The 22,048-nt window shown below is 57.5% G+C and carries 17 protein-coding genes and 2 pseudogenes; 11 read left to right on the top strand and 8 right to left on the bottom strand.

Going from position 1 to position 22,048, the window contains the following annotated elements:
* The first annotated feature begins 266 nt into the window (after positions 1–266).
* Positions 267–1,463 (top strand): ABC transporter substrate-binding protein, encoded by a 1,197-nt coding sequence (locus HBOR_RS17560; protein WP_013446626.1) that lies wholly within the window; start codon positions 267–269, stop codon positions 1,461–1,463.
* Between the two features lie 193 nt (positions 1,464–1,656).
* Positions 1,657–2,142: an Lrp/AsnC family transcriptional regulator gene (locus tag HBOR_RS17555; RefSeq protein WP_006053403.1), complete on the top strand. Its 486-nt coding sequence runs from the start codon at positions 1,657–1,659 to the stop codon at positions 2,140–2,142.
* Here HBOR_RS17555 and HBOR_RS17550 read toward each other — a convergent pair.
* Positions 2,139–3,155: an amidohydrolase family protein gene (locus HBOR_RS17550; protein ID WP_006053402.1), complete on the bottom strand. Its 1,017-nt coding sequence runs from the start codon at positions 3,153–3,155 to the stop codon at positions 2,139–2,141. The two genes, HBOR_RS17555 and HBOR_RS17550, sit on opposite strands and share 4 nt — an antisense overlap.
* Positions 3,156–3,301: 146 nt before the next feature.
* Between HBOR_RS17550 and HBOR_RS17545 the strand changes: the two genes are divergently transcribed.
* From HBOR_RS17545 to HBOR_RS17520, 6 genes and pseudogenes are all read left to right on the top strand, one after another.
* The gene (locus HBOR_RS17545) at positions 3,302–3,901 is read left to right on the top strand and encodes a hypothetical protein (protein ID WP_006053401.1); all 600 of its coding nucleotides are present in this window, start codon (positions 3,302–3,304) and stop codon (positions 3,899–3,901) included.
* Between the two features lie 189 nt (positions 3,902–4,090).
* Positions 4,091–5,579, top strand: a pseudogene (locus HBOR_RS17540) (proton-conducting transporter transmembrane domain-containing protein).
* A complete protein-coding gene (locus HBOR_RS17535) occupies positions 5,569–7,974 on the top strand; it encodes a DUF2309 domain-containing protein (RefSeq protein WP_006053399.1) in 2,406 nt (801 codons plus the stop codon). The pseudogene HBOR_RS17540 and the gene HBOR_RS17535 overlap by 11 nt, the downstream one beginning before the upstream one ends.
* A gap of 455 nt (positions 7,975–8,429) precedes the next feature.
* Entirely contained in the window at positions 8,430–8,801 is a 372-nt protein-coding gene (locus HBOR_RS17530; protein ID WP_049890736.1) for a MarR family transcriptional regulator, read from the top strand.
* 19 nt (positions 8,802–8,820) lie between these two features.
* Positions 8,821–9,147, top strand: coding sequence for a type II toxin-antitoxin system PemK/MazF family toxin (locus HBOR_RS17525; protein ID WP_049890716.1), 327 nt, complete (start codon positions 8,821–8,823; stop codon positions 9,145–9,147).
* A gap of 806 nt (positions 9,148–9,953) precedes the next feature.
* Positions 9,954–10,661, top strand: a complete 708-nt coding sequence (locus HBOR_RS17520; protein WP_006053396.1) for a trypsin-like serine protease — start codon at positions 9,954–9,956, stop codon at positions 10,659–10,661.
* Positions 10,662–10,884: 223 nt separating this feature from the next.
* On the opposite strand, the gene HBOR_RS17515 is transcribed toward HBOR_RS17520, so the two are convergent.
* From HBOR_RS17515 to HBOR_RS17505, 3 genes are all read right to left on the bottom strand, one after another.
* Entirely contained in the window at positions 10,885–11,199 is a 315-nt protein-coding gene (locus HBOR_RS17515; RefSeq protein WP_006053395.1) for a hypothetical protein, read from the bottom strand.
* Positions 11,200–11,920: 721 nt separating this feature from the next.
* Complete coding sequence (locus tag HBOR_RS17510) at positions 11,921–12,445, bottom strand: hypothetical protein (protein WP_006053394.1); 525 nt, start codon at positions 12,443–12,445, stop codon at positions 11,921–11,923.
* 79 nt (positions 12,446–12,524) lie between these two features.
* The gene (locus tag HBOR_RS17505; protein WP_013446623.1) at positions 12,525–13,412 is read right to left on the bottom strand and encodes a twin-arginine translocation signal domain-containing protein; all 888 of its coding nucleotides are present in this window, start codon (positions 13,410–13,412) and stop codon (positions 12,525–12,527) included.
* Between the two features lie 154 nt (positions 13,413–13,566).
* On the opposite strand from HBOR_RS17505, the gene HBOR_RS17500 reads away from it, so the two are divergent.
* A complete protein-coding gene (locus HBOR_RS17500; RefSeq protein ID WP_241432276.1) occupies positions 13,567–13,800 on the top strand; it encodes a hypothetical protein in 234 nt (77 codons plus the stop codon).
* Positions 13,801–13,844: 44 nt separating this feature from the next.
* On the opposite strand, the gene HBOR_RS17495 is transcribed toward HBOR_RS17500, so the two are convergent.
* Positions 13,845–14,084, bottom strand: coding sequence for a hypothetical protein (locus HBOR_RS17495; RefSeq protein WP_013446622.1), 240 nt, complete (start codon positions 14,082–14,084; stop codon positions 13,845–13,847).
* 112 nt (positions 14,085–14,196) lie between these two features.
* Between HBOR_RS17495 and HBOR_RS17490 the strand changes: the two are divergent.
* A pseudogene (locus HBOR_RS17490) lies at positions 14,197–15,795 on the top strand (transposase).
* Between the two features lie 626 nt (positions 15,796–16,421).
* Positions 16,422–17,096, top strand: coding sequence for an RraA family protein (locus tag HBOR_RS17485; RefSeq protein WP_006053389.1), 675 nt, complete (start codon positions 16,422–16,424; stop codon positions 17,094–17,096).
* A 42-nt stretch (positions 17,097–17,138) separates the two neighbouring features.
* Here the strand turns inward: HBOR_RS17485 and HBOR_RS17480 are convergent, their stop codons facing one another.
* From HBOR_RS17480 to HBOR_RS17470, 3 genes are read right to left on the bottom strand one after another with little or no spacing between them, the layout of a single operon-like run.
* On the bottom strand, positions 17,139–18,944 hold the full coding sequence (locus HBOR_RS17480; protein WP_006053388.1) for an IucA/IucC family protein: 1,806 nt from the start codon (positions 18,942–18,944) through the stop codon (positions 17,139–17,141).
* Positions 18,941–20,569, bottom strand: a complete 1,629-nt coding sequence (locus HBOR_RS17475; protein ID WP_006053387.1) for a pyridoxal phosphate-dependent decarboxylase family protein — start codon at positions 20,567–20,569, stop codon at positions 18,941–18,943. The genes HBOR_RS17480 and HBOR_RS17475 overlap by 4 nt, the downstream gene beginning before the upstream one ends.
* Positions 20,566–21,975 carry a diaminobutyrate--2-oxoglutarate transaminase gene (locus tag HBOR_RS17470; RefSeq protein WP_006053386.1) on the bottom strand — a complete coding sequence of 470 codons (1,410 nt, stop codon included), beginning with the start codon at positions 21,973–21,975 and terminating at the stop codon, positions 20,566–20,568. The genes HBOR_RS17475 and HBOR_RS17470 overlap by 4 nt, the downstream gene beginning before the upstream one ends.
* Positions 21,976–22,048 lie beyond the last annotated feature (73 nt).

Raw genomic sequence — 22,048 nt, 5'->3', positions numbered from 1 at the left:
TGATTATCAAGTTAGAAGAAAGATGTTCCGAACCAGATCTATTGACATCAACAGTAAAATAACCAATTCTATTGATCGCGGATGAAGCACGATTCTAAGGAAGATTGGTTGCGTAAGGTCGTGATTCGTGCTTTGATTACATCGGTAGTCTGGTGATTCATACGGTGGACTCCGCTGTTCGGCCACGGCGGGGTGGAGAGTCACGCTGCTTTTAGCTAGACAACAAAAACACAACATATAAAAGCTTCTTAGGCTGACCTAAAAATATGCAAGACCGAGATATCTCATACGGAGTCCCGAGGCGCAGAGATGTACTGAAAGCTGGCTGCAGCATTCTTGGCGGTGGAGTGCTTGCGGGCTGTCTCGGCAACGACGATGCATCGTCGGCAGATAGCACCGCGGCAGAGTCAACAACAAACGGCGAGTCCACAGCAGCAAACGATGCGTCAACACCGTATGATGTGACCGTTAAACCTGCTGGAACCAATACATTCGAGGAAGTGCCCGAAACGTACGCGAGTTTTCCTGGGGCTTGGATGGATATTGCGATGGCATTGGGTATCCAGCCGGCAGCAATGATGTCGCTTGAACAAGAGCAACTGAAGTATTACGAAGCGCTTCCGGATATCGATGTTGATCTGGATTCCGTGCAACCGCTGTTGGAATCCAGCGAATCGGAATTTGACAAAGAAGCCTTCTACGAAGTGGACGCCGATGTTCACTTGATGGATCCGCGGATACTCAAGCGGTACTCTGGGTGGGATGACAGCGATCTCAAGGAAATCGAGCAGAACGTCGGCCCGATTCTGGGGTCGCTGATTCGATTCCCATACGACCGCGATCCTTACTACACACTCTACGAAGCCTTCGAGAAGGCGGCGAAAATCTTCCAGCGTCAGGCACAGTACGAAGCATGGGTTGACCTCAAGGACTCGGTATTTACCGAGATTCAGTCACGACTCCCGGATGACAGCCCGACTGTCGGGGCCTTCATCATTCGGTTCAATGTAGATGGGAAGGGGTTCATGGCGGCAAATATCGATGCGTTCAGAAACGACACCAGAACCTTCCGTAAGCTCGGCGTCGACACTGCGTTCAAAGGGGAGACGTACGTTCCGTACAAGAAGATTGGATACGAAAAACTCCTTGAGGTAGACCCAGAGTATATCGCTTTAGTTGATAATTTGACAAAGTCGGACAACGAAACGTTTCAAGAAACCGTCGAAGCAGCCAAAAATCACGAAACGATGAGCCAACTGACCGCCGTGCAAAACGATAACTTCGTCCGTTCTGCCGGGACGAATATGGGACCGGTGATTGATCTCTTCTCGGCGGAAGCGGTCGCGATGCAATTGTTCCCCGACGAGTTCGGCGAGTGGCCGGGCACTATCGACGATATCCCCACGGAAAACCAGCTATTCGACCGCCAGCGAGTCGCGGATATCATCAACGGCGACGTTTGACCACCTCCAACTCCTGAACACCAATCCGTTCGAAACCACGCATCACAGCCTCGATAAACCCGCTATAGTCTCAACTTCATTCTTACTGTATGATAGACCCCGTTGGGGACCACAGGGAAGAAAGAGCAGAGAGTTCTGTTGAAAGCCCGAGCAACGTACAAAGGTAAAGTGGCTTTGTCGCGGACACACTGATATGACTGACGAGAAGATCGACGATGTCGACAAAGCGATCCTGTATGCACTCCAAGAAGACGCCCGAAACATGTCGTCCGGAGACATCGCGGAGCGGACCGGTACCTCCGACAGTACTGTCCGCAAGCGCATTCAGCGTCTCGAATCCGACGGCGTAATCAAAGGATACAGCGCCAGCGTTGATTATCAGAAATCAGGCTATCCGCTCCGAATGCTGCTTTACTGTACCGCTGCGATTCCCGAACGTGGTGACCTCGTCTCCGATATTCTGGCCATCGATGGCGTGGTATCAGTCCAGGAGTTGGTCACTGGTGAACAGAACCTCCTAGTCACTGCAGTCGGCGAGACGGACAGCGACGTTACACCCGTTGCACAGGAACTTCTCGATATGGGGCTCACCGTTGCCGACGAGGTCCTCGTTCGGAGTCACGAGACGACGCCCTTCGGAAAGTTCAATTCCAAGACGCAGACAGGAGACGATTCCTAGACGAGGACACGTTTGACGTCCAACTCGGTCGCGCGACGAACGACTGCCTGTACTGGATCAACAGAGCCCGTCAGATTGTCCGAGTCACCGTTGAGGACGAGGAGTGCTGCGCGCCGGCCGGGAGCGATGACACCACAATCGAGTCCAACGATTTCGGCACCGGCCGTCGTCGCCATCCGTAACACCTCTCGGGCGGTAACGTCGAACTGTTTCACCGTGTACGCCATCTCCCGGAACATCGACGGGGGATTCAACATGACGTTGTCAGTCCCGAGTGCGACCGTCGTGTGATCGAGTAATTCCCGTACTGGAGGGGTTCCAACGTCGAGAACGGTGTTCGCGCGCGGACAGACTGCCACTGGGACTGACTGCTCTGTAACTCGTTGCAGGTGGTCCTGTTCTGCGTGCACCATGTGGACGAGGAGGTCCGGCTCCAGATCGAGTGCCGGATGGATGTCGGTCGCGTCGGGTTCGCCAGCGTGGATCGCAAAGGGCACGTCGCGTTTCCGGCAGGCAGCACGCTGTTCGGTGAAGTCGCCGTCGTTTGCCCCGGAGGCTCCGTACCCATCGGCAACATCGAGGACGGACTTCTTTCCGCTCCCGAAGATGAACGGGTCAAGGGAAACGGACGCTGCCGCCTCATGGAGCGCGCGTGCTCCGGCAGTTCCGGACTCCCGGAAGTCCAAACAGGAGACCGTCCCCGTTCGCTCGATAAATCGGAGCGTCCGGCGCATCGCTGATACGAGGTCGGAACGGTCAGCAGCCGCCAATCGTCGGTGTTTCAGACTGTCCGGCGGTGCCACTGCTTTGTCGAGCGACAGCCCGATAGCCGCTTCCTTCGCAACGGAGTCACCCAGATGCGTGTGAGCGTTGACGAACGCCGGCAGTATGATATCGGTCGATGTCGTTTCTGTCTCCTCGATACGCTCGATCTGACCGTCTTCGACGACAACACGACCCCGCATCGGCTCGAACGACCGGCCGACGAGGAGAGTTCCCGAGAGTGCTTCCATACCAGTACCCCCACGCCAATAACGATATGATTTTCTGTATGTGTATATCGAACGTTCCGGTAAAGTAATGCTGGCTCAAGATCAAACTGGTCGAAGAAAACCGATGGTGACAGTAGTGGGTCCGAGCGGCGGTGGCATAGTGTAGAATGAACGGGGACGCTCTCGAATCTGTCATCGAGTCAGTCCAAGAATGGGCCGGGTCTCGAAACGACATGGGACGTGAATCGGATACGCAAACGGCACTCGTCGTCTCGTGCTCGATGAGCAGTTGCAAGCTCCGGGGACCGCTGTGGCCAGTTGACACTACCTGGAACGCCGTTAGCGTTGAGACTCTCGGAAATCAGACACAGGAGCGATACGAGGGGAAAACCGTTCCAGACAGCACTATCGAACACCGCAGAACCCAGCATGACATCACAGCGGTCCTCGTTGTGGGACACACGGATCCGCTTCGCTCGCTCGTCGGAGAGGGGTTCAAGGAGGGAGTCTTGACGGAATCGTTGCCGCTTCAGACGGTACAGTACCGACTCGTCGAGTACAATGTCCGCCAACAAGTCCGATTTCTCCAGCAGGTACTCCCCTCGTCGGTGACGGTCGCTGGCTACGTTCACGATCAAGACGGTGCGTACAGTTCGTTCCCAGACAAGCAGTATCTGGTCGCTTTCGACGGTGCGACAGACCCGACCACAATCCGGGCTCATCTCCCCGACGATGCGTCGATACGTGTCGCAAGCCTCCTGACCTGACCCCCGCTACCGGACGTCTCCGCGCACCGCTGAGTAACCATAATGTTCTATAATCCCCATCCGGGGAACAGAATGTGAATATAGACAGCTTTAACAACTATTCTGTTCAAAAAGAAGGCAACTTCGACCAGGAGCGGACCCGTCGGGGTCATCTCGGGTGCCGCAATACGTCGTACGATGAGCTGAACGATGTCAGGACACAGTTCGAAACCGACAGTCGGAGCGCTCCCGGACACGACGGTAGATTCGCCGTTCGTGCCCGTTGCACTAACGTGGCTCGTGTGGTCGCTGTTCGTCGCGAGTATCGTCGTCCTCATCGCCAGAATCCGGTTTGGTGATGTCTGGGAAATCCCTGGATTGGTTGCCATCGACGGCCTGACTGTGCTGATGTGGGTGGTGGTCACCTTCTTCAGCGGTATCGTTCACAGCTACTCGCGCCGCTACATGGCCGGTAGCACCCACAAAACGAGGTTCTTCCTCGCTATGTTTGGATTCACCGCAGCCGTGATGGCACTCGTCGCGGCCGACCACGTCGTACTGTTCGGGTTCCTGTGGGCGGCGATGGGTCTGGTGATGGCCGAGCTCATCGGTATCAACGAGGGCTGGAAACAGGCACAGGCCGCCGCGACGGGTCGCTCGCAGGTACTTTATCGCCAGTAGCGTACTGCTTGGGATTGCGCTGACAGCGCTGTGGTGGGCGACCGGCTCGACGACGGTCTCCGGAATCGGCGCGGCCGCCGACACGCTCGGTGGTTCGGTGTGGCTGGTCGCCGCCGGCGCGCTCGTGCTCGCGGCAATGATCCAGTCCGCCCTCATCCCGTTCCACAACTGGCTGCTCTCCTCGATGACCGCACCGACGCCGGCGTCTGCGCTGATGCACGCCGGATTCGTCAACGCGGGCGGCATCCTGCTGACTCGCTTCGCCCCGGTCATTACGGTTGACTCCACGCTCATGCTCGCAGTGGTCGCCGTCGGCGCGGCGAGTGCTGGCGGCGGGAAGCTCCTGAAGTCGGTCCAGACGGACATCAAAAGCAAACTCGGCTGCTCGACGGTCGGTCAGATGGGCTTCATGATCATGCAGGCCGGCCTCGGTTTCTTCGGGGCTGCGATCACCCACCTCATCCTGCACGGTTTCTACAAGGCCTATCAGTTCCTCAGTTCGGGCGAACAGGTCGAACACACGAGTCCGAGCGAGACCACCGAGCACACGATCGGCCCTCTGACGAGTGCCGTCGGCTTCGTCGTGGCGTTGCTGACCGGTCTCGCCGGTGGCGTGGTGTTCACGGTGCTGACGGGGAAGGGAGCAAGCGTCGACAGCGGCCTCCTGTTGACCTTCTTCGTCGTCTTCACCACGCTCCACGCGGCCCGCAGCGCGGTCCAGCATACCTCACTTCCGACACTCGCCCGCTACGGGGCCGTCCCGCTGGTGTTCTTCCCGGCCATCGTCATCTACGCAGTTGTCTACGAAGGCGTCTCGGGCCTCCTAGCTGTCAGCACGGCAACGACCGAACTGACCCTGCTCCACGGCGTCATCGCGGTCACCTTCGTCGGCATCTACGTCGCGATAGAGACCGGCATCCACGAGGACAGCCAGCGTCTCTACGTGGCACTGCTGAACGCCACCCAACCGTCATCGAACACCCTACTGACTTCCACGGAGGACTACAATGAGTACTGAATCCGCCATCCGCGACAGCATCGATGAAGCAGCGACCACCGTCGGCTCCCTCTGGCCCATCCACTCGTTCGTGACGGCCAACCCCCTCGCGGGGTTCGAGGACCAGCCGTTCGGGGAGGCCGTCGAACAGGCAGCTACTTTGCTAGGCGGCCGTGGCTTCCCCAGTGCCCAGACGTTCGGAACGGCGCTGGAACGCGGCCAGATCGACCGGGTGATCCTCGAAGAAGAGCTCACCGAGGCAGGCTACGCGGACGACCCCGAGACGTTACTCGACCGTATGGCCGACGCGGCCGACGCCGTGAACGGTGACGCTGACACTGCCGCGGACCACGTCGACAAAGTGTTGACCAAGTGGTTATCGGCCTTCCTCGACGAGGGGAGCGCCCACTGGTCGATGCCGAACCGCGAGGCGGGGTTCTACACCGCCTTCCGTGGAATGGCCGAATACGACAGTGACATCCCCGACGAGGGGGTCGTCGCCGACCTGCCCGAAGCGCCAATCGAGGTTATTGAGGCGGTCCTGAAGTCGTACCCTGAGAGTCAGTGGGTTCCCATCTTTGAGGAGCAATTGGCTGCGCTCCCGGGCTGGACCAGGTTCATCAAGCAGCGCGCCGAGGACGAGGGTGCATGGCAGTCGACGTACCCGATTTCGCTGGAAGGATACCTTGCGGCGCGTCTGGCACTGCTGGATGCCGTCGACGCCAACATCGAGCCCTCGAACGATGTTAGCAACACGAACCCGGCGGATGACCTCGCTCAGGCGTTTCTGCGTGCGTGGGAAGCGACCTACCGCGAAGACCTCGTCGGGACCGTCGCGGCCCAGAGTCAGTCGATGGACGACAGCGATACGTCGGGCCGCCCGGACGCTCAGTTGGTCTTCTGTATCGACACCCGCTCGGAGGTCATCCGTCGTCACATCGAGGCAACGGGCGACTACGAGACCCACGGGTACGCTGGCTTCTTCGGCATCCCGATGGAGTACCAAGGATACGACGACGACGTGTCGGTCGATGTCTGTCCACCGATTCTCGACCCACAGCATCACATCATCGACTGTCCGACTGACGACGACACGCAGGCACGCCATGACCGCCGGTCCGGCATGCGTGCGGCCGCCGCCGACGTCATCGAGATACTGGAAGCCAATGCCGCCACCGCCTACGGATACGTCGAGACTGCCGGGAGCGGCTATGGGCTCTCACTCGCGGCCCGGACGCTCGTTCCCGGGCGCGTCCATGACCTGATCGACGCCGCCGCCGAGCTGGTGCCCGACGACCACGAGTTCTGTGAGCCGTTGGTCCACCACCAGCACACCTACTCCGGCGACCTGTCGGTAGGGCTGACCCACGAGGAGCAGGTCGAGTATGCTGCGACTGCCTTCGATTTGATGGGTTTCAAGGAGTTCAGTCGCCTCGTCGTTTTCACAGGCCACGCCAGCGAGACGGCAAACAACCCCTACGACTCGAGTCTAGACTGCGGTGCCTGTGCGGGCAACCCCGGCGGCCCGAGTGCTCGTGTCCTCGCGAAAGTCTGTAACGACGAGGCTGTCAGGGCCGAACTCCGCGACCGTGGGTTCGATATCCCCGAGGACACGATCTTCGTTGCCGGACAGCACAACACGACGACCGACGAAGTAGAACTGTTCGTGGACGACGTGCCAGAGAGCCACTCGGACGACCTCGACCAGTTACGTACGGACCTCACGACGGCTCGCGAGAACGCGACTACCGAGCGCGCAGAGGCGATGGGCGCCGACGGCTCGACCGGCGTCACCGAGACGGAACGTCGTGCCGCCGACTGGGCCGAGACGCGTCCCGAGTGGGGGCTGGCTGGCAACGCTGGCTTCGTGATCGGCCCCCGCGAGTTGACCAGCGGCTGTGATCTCGACGGGCGTGCATTCCTCCACTCGTACGACTGGTCGACTGACCCCAACGGAGACGCGCTCGAGGCCATCTTGACTGGCCCCATGGTCGTCACCCAGTGGATCAACGCCCAGTACTACTTCTCCACGGTCGACAACGCCGTCTACGGCAGCGGGTCGAAGGTGACCCAGAATCCAGTCGGCAACGTCGGCGTCTATCAGGGCAACGGCGGCGACCTGATGGCTGGACTCCCGCTCCAGTCGCTGATGATCGCAGACCGTGAACCGTACCATCAACCGCTCCGCCTCTCGACGGTCGTCCATGCGCCGGTCGAGCGGATCACAGACATCCTGGCCGACCACGAGGAACTGACCGAAATTCTGGACAACAACTGGCTCTCACTGACAGTCGTCGATCCGACTCAGGATCACCGCGTCTTCCACTACGAGGAGTCCTTGGAGTGGATGCCAGTGTCCGAACAGACCGAAGCACATCCGGAGATGCCGAACGCTCAGGCTGTCGCAGACGACTAGCTGCTCCGGAAATCGTACTGGGCAAACAAGGACCTCTCGAAGAGATGTCTTTCAGCACGTTCCGAAAAATCAACTGTCAATTGGCCAGTGTACGACTCAACTCCTCTGTACGACCGCAGTTCTCTTGACGCCCTGCAAGCAGATGTCAGAACTATTGCACGCCGATGATTCGAACATGAGAATGTCGATAGAACCTCTCGTTGTTGCTCTTGAAAGAGCGTTCACTTGGCGTCATCAGAGTGCGTCTAATCTTTCGTGAATTGGTGCCTTGGAGTTCCATTTCTTCGTAAGTTCGCACACCTACCTACCGGCTAGTTCGTTCTTCTTTCGGTTGAAATTTCTTGAGCAACATCTGGCTTCAAACTCCTTCGCGATAGACAGTGATTCACCTTCAGCAATTTCGTAGCTTTCATGCCTAACACCCTTTACAGCGGATGACGTACCTTCTTTCAACGATGTCCATCGACCGAGACACATTCGAGAACACGAGCGAGGACGAGCTCGCGGATCTTTCGGTCCCTGATCAGGTCCTCGGGTTTCTCGCCGCCAACAAGCATCGGGCGTTCAAGGCTCGCGAAATTGCTTCTCAGATCGGCGTTGACGAGGGGGCAGTGAGCACTGCGCTCTCACGATTAAAGGACCGTAACTTGGTCGAACACAAGGCAACGTACTGGGCCGTGACTGACGACACCGAGCGACTCGACGGGTATAGCGGCTACGAACGGGCGACCGCTCTGTTCAACGAGCAACTCGGTGACGAAGACAAGGAGTCATGGCGCGAACACGCACCCAGTGAGCCACACCCGAGTGTGGAGAACGAGCAGTGACTGACGAGAAAGAACCCCGATTCTTGAGCGGGGCGACGTCGTCTACGGTGATGACCCGTTCAAAGGCGAGGAAGATGCCCGACCGTGGCTCATTCTCTCGAATCACGACGACCGATCATTCCACGGCGAGCAGATTGCGCTGACATTGACGACGAAATCCTGGATGGACGGCCTCATCGATATTCCCGAAGAGAAATGGCTGCGTGGTGGGACGCCCGACGAGAGTCGAATCGTCCCATGGGGCGTCCAATCGATCGACCACGAGGATATCGACTTCTGGCAAGGACAGGTGGAGAGTGAGCTTGTCGACGAAGCGGTCGCTGCCCTCGCCGAAGAGTTGCAGTAGCTGATCTGTACGAGCCAACCGGAATCTACAGGCGGAGCAGGCCGAGTGCCTCGGGGTCTCGCAAATCGCTCTGCGATTTGCTGGATATAGGAAATCTTCGATTTCCCTTGACTTGACTCCGAGGATGAAGGCTTGCTAGCTGTTGTCTGTTACCGTAGTATCTCGCGTTATGATGGCTGAGTGAGAGCGTATAGAGTTCCGTTGGTTGTTTGTGCAAACACTTGCTCGTCACCGGCACCGAGGAGAAATGTCTCACTGGAAATCGTCGTCTGAGCTTGCTCAAATGAAGAGAGTATATCGACCCACGTGACCCGTCCGGCATCTCTTCCGACACTGATCCTGTCAAATCGGATAGTAACGGGAATCTCTCCGCGATAGCGCGGCGTCTGAGTGCGACACTATCCGGAGTCTCGCTAATCCCCTGAATTAGTTGACTGGGGAACAACAATGGCCGTTCTGAAAGCGGTCAGAAGCAGATTCCGCTCTCCGATTCGGCCGAAACCAGGCATTACAGCCCCGCTAAACCCGCTGTAGTCTCAACTTCCATAGTTTCGGAGTTTGGGTTCTGTTGCGTATCTTATTTTCACATTAGGTTAATTATCTATCAGTCACATATCCAATTATGGTATTACAGGTTTCTTTTTTAGGCACCGCAGACTACGTTCCGTCGACTCAAAGAGCAACATAGTCCCTGTTAATCAAACACGCTGGGAATAGGATGTTGTTTGATGCTGGTGAAAGAGCCATCAGACAAATGATGAGGTATGGTACGGGGATGAAGCTAGATTCCCTATTTTTCAGTAGTCTTGAACCAGATACATTTTTGGGAGCTCCAAATCTGTTCCATACATTCAACACGGACCTATACGATAAGCGAGTCCTACACCGGCTGGGGGACCGCCGGCTTCCCCGTCAAAGACGAACACGGTAACAAACGGCTACTGACCGCTAGCCACCTGTGGGAAAACAAAGCCTGCCAATCGAAAACCGGCGAAACTGCTACTCAGTACAACCAGGACTTCGGTACTGTCGCTGAATCCCATACGAGCGCTGACTTCGTCCTCCTCGAGAAAACCAACGGCAGCATCGACCTGAGCCAAGAGATCTCTGAGGAGGACTCAACGCAACTGGTGTCCGGGTGGCATCCGAAAGACGCCGTCAGTGAACTCGTCGCAGAGCGCCGTGATGTTCGGAAGATGGGCGTGACGACCGGACAGACGACTGGGACCATCACCGGGATGGAGAAGACCATCAGCGGCGACTGCAACGATCTCGACGGACACGGCATTATTGTCGATGGGATCGATGTTGGGAAAGGTGATTCTGGTGGGCCGATCTACCGAATCGAGACTATCGGCGGCGTCAACTACGCGGTTCTCGCCGCTCACACGACACATTTCATTGGGAGCGGTGAACAGGAGACCTGCACTCCCGGAGATGAACGTAGTATCGGTTCGTCAGCTGCCGGGCACGCCTGGTATCACAAAGACAGCGAATACAACCTCATCCTCTAACTTCTCAACCTGTTCCTGAGGTTTTTTCGACGCCTGCTTGTTGGGTTCCGAGACAGCCACTGGCGACCGTAATCGAAGTGGTGAGGGCTGTCGCTGCGAGGAATTCACGTCGGTTCATGGAAATCCTGACTTGGTATCGTGATTGCTTTCCCCGAGCCGCGTGGGTTCTCGACGACGATTACGACGCCGGCGGTTCAGGAGACCGGTTTGCGTGGCTGGAGGGTCAGTTAGTAGTGCGAGTGTAGATGGCGTAGATGAGGGCTCCGAGGACGCCCCCAGTGAGTACTCCCGGGAGGCCGTAGCCGGCGAGCCCCACAAAGACGGGCAGCCACGCGATGACGACCATAGCGGCGTGGGCGTAGTCTGCGGTTCTCATGACCGCATACACTGAGAGTACCGCAACTGCGGTGATAAACCCGAGGATTGGGCGAATTGCGTACAGGAATCCCCAGCCGAGAATCACGGCAGCGAGGATTGCGGCGAGACCGTCGTATCTGTCGGGGACGCCTTCCAGTGGGCTTTCTCGTTTGACGTTCATATTGGTTGAGTCTCCCTCCAGAGTAAAATCGTTAGCGGCTGTCCGTTCGTTCAACCACTGAGTGGCCGTTCACCGACTGAACAGTGAGGGGCTATCGGTAGTTGCTCACATGATTTGTCCACCTCCGACCAATATATTCCACCTGATAATTGCTGGTTCTGGCGACGGTGCTGGACTTTCCTGAGTGAGGAAAACCACTGAAAGCTAACTCATCCTATGATTGCTACACCAAGATTTTATAATAATCATGTCACATAATGTAATTTTAGTAAATTATCGGAGCTATTTGGTATCGCATCCATACCACAAAACCGGAGGAAAAAGCGACGGAGAGATCTACCAATATCACACGCCGCAAGGCTCTAAGCGTGATTGCGGCCGCTGGCGTTTCACTCTCAGTTATAGGGACTGGTAGCGCAAGCGAAGGAGACCTTGATACGAAGGTAAAAACTGCCCACCAGCTTCGAACTGTAGTCCCCGACTACAACAACGCTGAACAAGAAAAGACAAAGGCGGAAATTAAAAAAGACGCAAAACCGGAATTCCGACAATATCTCAAACCCTATTAAATGCTGTCGCGTGGAGGGTACATTGAGTTAGCCCTCATTCAGTAGATACGCATTCCAACTTACATTCAACCAAGTCAGTTTCAGAGGTAACTCCGGATAAATAAACCGCGCTAGCAACTACTGTTAAAGAAATGTTGAGGAGGGTTACTGAGTTAGTAGGCCGCAGACGGCTTCGGCTCGCAGTACGACGGGAGGTCGCCAGTCCAGACGCCACAGCCGGACACGTTCCCGTTGTGGATGACTGCAACGGCGGCGTTGTCGACGTCAGGGACATCGACGCTGAGGTTGTACACGACACCCCATCGCTCGTCGCTCCCGCACGGGGAGTCGGAGCTTGTGGAGGTGTTCGCGTCAGTTGCGGACACGGTGACGTTGAACGCGGTCATGGTCTCTCGGTCGGTGTGCGTTGTCTTGGTGGAGAGGTTCCGCGTTTCCGAGTCCGTGTAGAGGATACCGGTTTTCTCGAAAGTCTGGTTGGTTTTGAACGACGATTCTTGAGTGAGCGTTGATTCGCAGCCGGCGTCAACGACAGTGAGCGAGGTGTCTGCTTGGGCCTGTTCGGATGGCCCGGTGAACATGCCGAAGACGCCTGGAGCGGTGACGAAGACGCCTGCGGTCACGAGCAGTGCTGCGATGCCGAAGACACCGAGGGCAGCGATAGTTTCTTTCGGGGACATGTGTGTTGCTTATTACCTCGTACAGCTCTGACGGGGCGGAATGTAGCGAATAAGAATCTAGCAGCCAGTCTTAAACCTCTTAGGGCAGCGTCTCCGAGGCCGGCATCTTCCACGTGTACGGCGTCCCGCTCGTACTCAGTGATAACGGACCCAGCGAGATGCTGACGCTCACGCCAACACAGGGCGTAAGAGCACCGACCCACGTGTGCTCGTACTGACCGATGAAGTTCTGCGTGTCTGCACCATCCTTCGCGGCGATGACGTGCGTGGAGAACGCATCCGAGTAGGTGTCAGGTGCGTCGACGTTCCGGTTCGGGTCGTCGACTTTCGCGGAGATCCCACCACGGGGCTCCCACTGGTCGTAGCTGATCCGGTCGCTGTCGTAGTCGTAGAAGTTGTCACGGCCCGTCGACGGCGTGTTGAAGTACTCCGTCGGCCAGAAAATTCCGGCCCCGTCAGCACCACAGCCGTTGTACTCGTTGGTCGTGTCGTCGACATACGACCGCTTGTCCATCGACCAGCTGTAGTAGACGTCGTACTCGTCTCCACCGACATTCGACACCAGGAGGGCGCAGTTGGTGTTGGAGTCGTCTCCCGGCGGCTTGTAGGTGTCCGGCGTAATCCCGTTGCCCTCGTCTGCGGTACTGTTTCCGCTGTCGGACCCAGAGAAGTCCTCGGGATTGAACTCGTCTTCGTCGTCCGCGACGATCTCACCCTCGTCGTTGACGACTTCGGCGTCACCACTGTAGAGGGTATTGTACTCCGTCACGGAGAAGTCGATGCCTTCGTCGTTGAGCTTCTTTTTTGCCTTCTCGACTTTCCCCTCGGAGAGGAGGTTCCCGACTTCATCCCGGAAGTCCTTGTTGTACGCGAGCGCAGGACCAGTCATCACGGACCCGACTGTGGCTGCGCCGACGGTAGCGATGCTTGCTTTCTTCAGGAACTGCCGTCTGGATTGGTCTTGCATACTGCATCAGCCCATTCCCCCGGGAATGTATTTACGTTACTTACTGCCAAATTAATTAGGAATCCCCGTAGAGTTCAGTTCCTGACATTTGCTCAACACCTGAATAACAATGAACTATCCGCTATGTGTAGATAAGGTAGTTGGAGAATTGATTGTGGGCATAACGGGGATGCCTGTCGGGATCGACTGGCAGGACTTCGTCCGATATGGCGTCGTCGAGTACCCCGACGTCCACGTCTACAGCTACCGGACGAAACGCCAGAAGCGACAGGACCTCTACTCGCTCGAAGAGAAGGGATTCAATATCCAGCTCGACTTCATCTGGGAAATGCTTGCTCCGTATCATTATCGGAAAGACAAGCATGTACGTGTCCGGTGGTGCCCCTAACCAATTCGAGAAAATCTCGTTCTTCTTAGTCTGAAAGGGAACGATCAACTCGTCTTCGGGAGGTCTATCCCTTGCGTTTCGGCTATCTCGATGAGCCCTTCGTGAAATTTCTGGGATAGACCTCTATTCGTGATTCGGTGGTGGTCTCTGTCGAGACCGAGATCTCGGATGGCGTTGTAGAGGTTTGTTTTGAATGCAGATTCCTGACCCATTTGGACACGTACTTCGTCGGTCCCCGGTGGCTCCCAGATCCGCTGATACGCGTCGTAGAATCTCTCGTCCATGATGTAGGTCTTGTTCGGTTGCTATGTTAAGTTGGCTCCCTGTTTGTAGCGGATCGTCACCAAGCAAAAAGAGCCATCACGGTTGTTGCCTATCTGATGATAAGACTATCTGATGGAACAGCGTGGCCGCCGATTAACTGATGCATTCGTCGCTGCTCTCGAACTTCGCAAACACCTCCGTGAAGGACAGCCTTCTGCGATGCGCTCACCGACCTCGAACTCCAGGTCGAGACGCTTGAAGACGGCTACCCAGAGTGGCATCCCGCGTCGTACCCATTCCACGGGATGCTCAAGCTCTTTGTTTATCTGGAAATCACTGGAGACAGCTATCGGTCTCTCACACGCCATCCAGAACTTGCCGACGTATTCGGTCTCGACCAAATTCCTAACGAGTCAGTTATCTCTCGAACGTGGCGCAATCGCTTTGATGACGATGTTCGTGGGTATGTTACTGCCAGTGCACACTGCGTAGTCAAGGAGATTCACAACGAGAACCACTCAGTTCCCGAAGTCCGGCCACTGGAGGAAGTCAAGCAGTCATCAGAAGAGACTACTGACTCGGCTGAGAACACTACCGAATTTTCTGACGAAGAAATCTACCGTACAACCCGTCTCGCTCGTGAGCACGGCTTCGGTCCGTTCGACTCTGAGAGAGCTCAGAACACGACGTATGACGACACGCGATTCTTTGAGCTTCAGACGTTTATTGGGATGGTTGGCTGTGGTACTCCACAGGGGGCGGCCCGGTTTAAGTTCCGACGAGGCAAAGAGTACGATCCCCACGGAGACACCCACCTCAGAGCCGTCAAGCAATTTGATCCTGAGAGACTACTCGATGGATTTCAACAAGCGACAGGACAGTTGCTTTCAGTGCTTCAATCGGAATCCTCGTTTCGTCGTCCTGTCACCGTCGCGATTGACATCACGACCATTCGCTACTTTGGGAACGTAGAGGGAATGCCGATGGTTAGCGGGACGAAGGACGGCGTAGGTCGAGCATTCAAGTTCGCTACGCTCTCGATTGTTGGGTGGAACATCCCGCTGATTCTCGCTGTCGAACCTGTCCGTGAGAGTTCGTCGTGGGACGAGAATCCACCGAATCGGGTTCACCGTGTCGTCCGACGACTCGTTCGACGTGCACAGGAGCACGTCCCGATTGAGATGGTGCTGTGCGACCGAGAGTTTGACTCGAAAGCGGTGTACCAGACGCTCTCGAACCTCGATGTGAACTACCTCATTCCGAAGCGGATTCACAGTGCCGAACGCGAGAACATAGAGACGATGGATGAAGATGGGCAAGAAGTCGCAGTTGAATCGGCCTCTGTCCACGTCGAGCAGGGCTCGCACACGATGCAGTTTCTGTACGTCCCCTCGACGAAAGGAGATGGAACAGCGGTCTTTGCGACGAACCTCTCAGTCAGCCCCAAGGAATCTGACACGTTCTGCCGCCGGTACAGTCGTCGCTGGCAGATCGAGAACGAGTACAAGAGCATCAAGAACGACTTCTTGGCGAAGACCTCGTCCAAGGATTACCGAATATTACCGAATGCGACTGTTCTACTTTGTGTTTGCGGTGCTACTGCACAATATCTGTCGGCTTACCGATTTCTTGTTAAAAGCTGGTGTCGGCGGTGAGATAGACTACGCTCCGGTTCTGACAGCTGGCGAGTGTGTCGAGTTGGTCTGTTTAGCACTGATTCCGCCGGATTAACGCTTAACGCCGACTCAGGCCGCCTATCGTGAGTGGTAACGCTTTGCGAGACCTCGAATTCTGACGCATTTCCGCCCACTTGCTGGGATTAATCCGAGAAGTATAGCTGAGATCTCACTAACGTGGCCCATTCGAGCCGCGATTCGCCCGGAAAACACGCGAAAATAGCCTATCCCCCGAAACTGTGAACTTCATTCTCCCCAATTTTTGATATAGCTCTATATACTTCATAGAATACAAACCCGGGCTATTTCGCACCTCTTTCTCCCGAATTCGACCTATTCTCAGCTCCCACCAATCACTTTGTTATAGGTCACTAAATCAAAGTGGATTTAGTGGGGTCCATGCTGTCCCCTCATCCGCAAACCGATGGCTGACTACTCGGTCGTTTTCCTAGTATGCGATACTCCTGGGGTCCCCCCAGTGGATGGAAAGCTACCAACTAGCTCTCGTCTACGAAATCTAGACCACCTCCCGTTCGTCGCGAGGCTCGGTCGGTTCGAACTGTCGAAATATTTTAGGACGGCCTAAAACTCGATGGCTTTATTGGACTTTAGCATCCCAATAAACCACATGCGCGAAAGCAACCCGCTCGACCAGCGACGCATCTCTCGGACGGTGTCACGATGGTAATCGGAGAGATCAACCGGCCCGACGACGAACAGTTGCGCTCCCTCGAACACGTGGACCCGAACGAACTCGGCCATCACAAACACTTCGGACACTCGTCTCCGGAAATCGAGTTCATGCGGACGGCTCAGGACGCAGAGCTAGTCGGGTCGGCGCTGACCGTGAGAATTCCCCCTGTGGATGGGACGATGGTGCACAAAGCGATTGAACTGGCACAGCCGACAGACGTCATTGTCATCGAGATGGGCGGACACGAGACAAATGCACCGTGGGGCGAAATCACCACGCACGCGGCCGTCGCGAATGGAGTGAGAGGTGTCGTTATCGACGGTGCCGTGACCGATACCGCAGCAATCAACGAGATCGGATTTCCAGTCTTTGCCCGCGCACGGACCAACAGGACGGTCCAGCGCCTGACCGAAAGCTTGGGTGGAGATATCAACGTACCGGTGCAGGTCGGTGGTGCGGTGGTCCGGCCAGGAGACATCGCAATCGGAAACGAAGACGGAGTCGTGTTCGTCTCACGGGAGCAGATTGATCAGACCATCGAACGCTACGCGAGACACGACGGAGCAGAGTCCGAACTCATAGAGCGTCTCTACGACGGTGAGTCGCTCGCGGAGATCTCCGGTGCGAATGATCGCATTGCCGAATTGAATCGCGAGCGCTGAAAATCCCTCCTTATCGGGACGGCAGCTCTCCGTCCGCTGTGTTCACAGCCTCGTGACGAGCGGATTCTCGATATCGACGTAGACAGACTCTTCTTCGAGTGATGCTGCTAGTTCGTCGCGGCCCTCCAACCGTGTGCGGAGGTTGCCCTTGCACGGGACGGTTGGTTCTTCGAGTAGGTCGGTGACGAGAGTTGACGCGGGCGGTTCGTATTCGGCAAAGTAGTCAAGCTCTGCGCGTAGGTCTTCGAGGAGTGCCGTTTCGTCAACCAGTCCGGCAACACCGAGTGCGTTGATCACGCCGAAGGCGTTGTTGAGAACGGCGTAATAGCGCACACAATCATCCACCGTTTCGTCGGGACAGACCGTCTCGATACGATCACAGACGCCGGGAAGCCAGGCGTCGATATCGCTGCGACGCGATTCGGGCACGAAGAAGCCCTCGTTGTCCCGATAGAACCCTTCGGCTGGCCAGCCGTCGCTGTCGAGTCGAATGAGCACATTCTGCTGGTGGGCCTCAAGCCCAATTCCGAGTTCGAAGTACGTCCACACCACAGGGCTGAGTGTGACGGCCATGTACTTACAGAACCACTCCCGCGTGACGTTGCTCGTCGGCCGCCCTGTCCGTTCGGCGAGCGCACTTACCACGCGCGCGAGACGTGATGGACCGTCGATACCGTCCTGGCAGAGCGCCGCGATGGGTGTGACGTTTCGCGCACTCTCGCCGCGGAACGTGTTCTCTCTGAGAACCGTTTCGAACCCTGATTCGGAACCGTCGCCGAGGTCGAGAGTCAGCGCCGCCGGATCCCTCACGACGGAGAATCGTGGGAAGCGCTCGGCTAGTCGGTCACCGAAGCCAGTGTCGAGCAGTTCCGCTGCCGCCACACCGAGTTTGAGTTCCGACACTTTGCTCGTGCGCTCTGAGTTCGTGATCTCCACTGCGAGTGAACTCTTCACCATAAATGGCGCGGCCGGTGACCAGAGCGTGCGAACCGACGAAGTTGGATAAAACGTCGGGCCGAACGCACCGAGGTCGATGATCGATCCTTGGTCGAGCGCCTGCTCGACGTGAGGCTGTGACCTGAGATACGATGCCTGCCACGGATGAGTCGGAACGAGTTCGTATCCGTCGGCGAGTACGCGCTCGGCCACGTCGGGCAGGTCGGCTTCTGCCTCGTCAAGTCCGGTCCGGATCCATTCGGTACTGCTCACATCGCCGGCGAACCACTGCGAGACGAGGTCTCGGTCGGCAGCAAAGTACCGAAGCTGGAACGCCCCGCCGAGTTCGGGTGCATACGCACGCGCCTCGTGGTCAGCAATCCCCTCCCGGCTCTTCGGGGTCGGATGCAGGTGATGGCCATAGACGAGCGACTGTTCGGCCTCGCAGAACGTCGTTTCGGTGTCCGCAGCACGGACCGTATCGTCATTCTCACGAACGAACTGTTCGATGGTGCGCCGTGACGCGAGCACCCGTCTGAGTAAGTCGCTCCCAGCAGTCAGATCAGCTTCATCGGCCGTAAGAGCAAGTTCTCGCCGACCAAGCGCTGCGAGCGTTCCTGCGTCAAGCGGCTTGAGTTCAGCGTCCGTATCTTCCCGCGCGTAGGCGGGCAGGTCAAACAGGTGCCGACCCGTTGGTGATTCGTAGCGCAGTGGCACGACCACTTCAACTCCCTGTTGTGGGAACGGGATGCAGACTGCGTCGCCTTCAGTATCCCGTTCTGAGAGAACCGTCTGTCGGTCAACAATCTCGCCCGTCTCTGTCTCCCGAAGGTAGCAGTTCAGGAACGCGTGCAACGTCGCCGATTCCGCACGGTCGGCCGCCGTATCACAGCTAGCACTTACTCCCGTCATCGGCTCTCCTCGTCAGCGGATCCGCAGACTGGAGCGAAATCGAGTCTGTCGTCGGATTCTATCCCATGGTTGGATATCGCTTTGGTCTCTGCCTGAGCGGCGTACCCCTTCAGCGTGAGCAGGAGTTCGCGGATGTCTGCGACCGTGGTGCGCGGATTCATCAGCGTGAGCTTCAGGTGGACGCACCCGTCAACTTCGGTGCGGGCGACGACACCGCATCCGGACGCGAGCAGTCGGTCCCGGGCCCGACGGTTTATTCGATCAGCCCACTCATCGGGCGACCTCGCGGGGTGGTCGCGTTCCGGCGTGTATCGGAACGTAACGATGTTGATCGTCGGCGGACAGGACAGTTCGAAACCCGGATCTGAGCGAATGAGCGATGCGGCTCGATCCGCGAGAGTGACCGTCCGATCGACCAGTGCCGCCATCCCCTCACGTCCGAGTGTCCGAAATGCGACGTACGGTTTCAGCGCGTCGAAACGACGTGTCGTCTGAAGCGATTTCGAGACGAGATTCGAGACCTGATCGCTTTTCGGGTTGAGGTAGGCGGCGTTTCGCCCCATCAACTCGAACTTGTCTCCGTCGGACAGTAGAAAGACGCCGCAGGAAATCGGTTGGTACAGCAGCTTATGAAAATCGACAGTGAGTGAGTCCGCTCGCTCGATGCCATCGAGCTTTCCGGCGTGAGTCTCGCTCAGCGCGAGCGCTCCGCCCAGGGCCGCATCCACGTGGAACCAGAGGTCGTGTTCGTCGGCGAGGTCTGCGAGGTCGTTGAGTGGGTCTACGCTTCCGAAGTCGGTTGTTCCGGCCGTCCCAACGAGCGCGAATGGGTGGCAGTTTGCCTGTTTCAGCCGGGCGAGTTCGTCGGCCAGTTCGTCGGGGTCCATCTGGTGGGCGTCACCTGTAGGGACCGTCACAACGGCGTCCTCACCAAGTCCAAGCTGGGCGGCCGCCTGCGCAACGGTAAAGTGTGCGTCTTCGGAGGTCAGTATCCGCATTTTCTCTGCTGTTGGCGGCAGACCCGACGTTCTTACTGAGCGGTCGAATACCTCGGCGACATAGTGTTCGCGGGCGAGTAGCAGCCCTTGGAGATTCGACTGAGTCCCTCCCGACGTGAAGACGCCATCAGCGCCGTCTCCAAGGCCGAACAGCGAAGTGAGGTCATCGATCACCTGCTCTTCGAGGACCGTCGCAGCGGGCGCTTGGTCGAACGAGTCCATCGATTGGTTCAGTGCCGACAACACCACCTCGGCGGCTAGTGAAGGCACCATCGGCGGACACTGCAAATGCGCGCTACAGGCTTCGTCGCTCGGATACACCGACTCTTCGAGTACGTCTGTGGCGAGATCTTCGATCACTTCGTCGATCTTCCGACCCGACTCAGGAATCGTGTCCTGAGTGAGCCGCTCCCGATGTTCCGCGTACGTCGATCCCGAGTACGGCCTGTCCGCCTCGCCGACTGCCGAGAGTACCGCATCACGACAACGGTCTATCGCCGCTATGTAGGCGTCGTTTCCGGCCGGTGTTCCGATGAACATTCGTTCAGCGAGCGTCTGCCCGTCAACGGCGTCAGTTGCCGTCCCGTCGGGGGCGCTCTCGTTTCCTTCGGCTTCTTGGAAGCTCATGATGTCACCCCGGAGTCGCCTTCGACGACTGCCTCGACGGCCTCCCGGAATCGGTCGGCAATCTCGTCAACTTGATTCCGGGTGATAGTCAGCGGCGGGAGGAACCGCGCAACTGCGGAGTCGCGGCCACCGGTCTCGATGATGAGGCCGCGGTCGAAGCACTCGGACTTCACCGCCGACGCGAGATCGCCATCCGGTGGGGGTACTTCTCCGTCGGGTGTCTCGGTCGCTGTATCGACGAACTCGACGCCGAGCATCAGCCCGCGGCCGCGCACGTCCCCGACTGCGTCGAAGCGGCGTTCGAGGTCCGCGAGCGGTTCGCGGAGCCGCTCGCCCATCTCGGCAGCGTGTTCATCGAGGTCATTCTCTACAACATGCCGAATCGTGACCCGACCGGCCGCCATTGCAAGCTGATGACCGCGGAACGTACCAGCGTGCGCACCGGGTTCCCACACGTCGAGTTCCTCGTCGTAGACGACAACCGCGAGCGGGAGGCCGCCGCCGATTGCCTTCGAGCAGGTAAGTACGTCAGGTACGATGTCGGCGTGCTCGAACGACCAAGTCTCGCCCGTCCGACCCATGCCGGTCTGGATTTCGTCGACGATCATCGGGACGTCGTGTTCGTCGGTGATTCGCCGGATCTCTCGGACCCACTCGTCAGGAGCGGGGTTCACGCCGCCCTCTCCTTGGACTAGTTCGACGATCAGCCCGGCGGGGTCGGTGACGCCACTTTCGGGGTCGGCGAGTACGCGCTCGGCGAAGTGACTCACGGGTTCGTGCCCGTCCGCGTCGAGTCCAAACGGGTGCCGGTACGGATCCGGATACGGAAGGTGGTGGACGTTTGACATCAACCCGGGAACCGGCTCTTTCGCGTCCGTGTCACCCATGAGACTGAGTGCGCCGCTTGTCATCCCGTGGTAACCGCCTTGGAATCCGAGGACGCTCCGATTACCAGTCGATGTCTTGACAAGCTTGAGTGCCGCCTCAACGGCGTCCGTGCCCGCGGGCGAGCAAAACTGCACCTTCGCGGTATCTGTGAACTCGTCCGGAAGGCTGTCGAATAACGCGTCTACGAACGCCTCCTTTTCGGGAGTCGTCACGTCGAGAGTGTGGAGCGGTCGGTCCTCGGCCAGTAACCGTTCGACCTCTTGTGTTACTTCGGGGTGGTTGTGCCCGAGGGCGAGTGTGCCAGCCCCGGCGAGACAGTCGATGTACGTCTCGCCGTCTGCGTCTACGATCTCGGCACCCTGAGCATGTTTGACGGCGAACGGTAACGACCGTGGGTACGTTCGAGCGCTGGACTCGCGCTCGGCCTGGCTTCGCCTGAGTCGTTCGTTCGATTGGTTGTATCGCGCCGGTGAGTTGGACGATGATGCGAGTCGTTGATCTGACAGGTTTTCCCGCATGAACTGTGTTTTAGGCTAGCCTAAAAATTCAAAAGTGTGTTGGTACAGGCAAACTTATTAGCAATATTTCACA

Source organism: Halogeometricum borinquense DSM 11551 (assembly GCF_000172995.2).
In the GTDB taxonomy this organism is placed as follows: Archaea; Halobacteriota; Halobacteria; order Halobacteriales; family Haloferacaceae; genus Halogeometricum; species Halogeometricum borinquense.
This window is presented reverse-complemented; position numbering and strand designations above follow the sequence as displayed.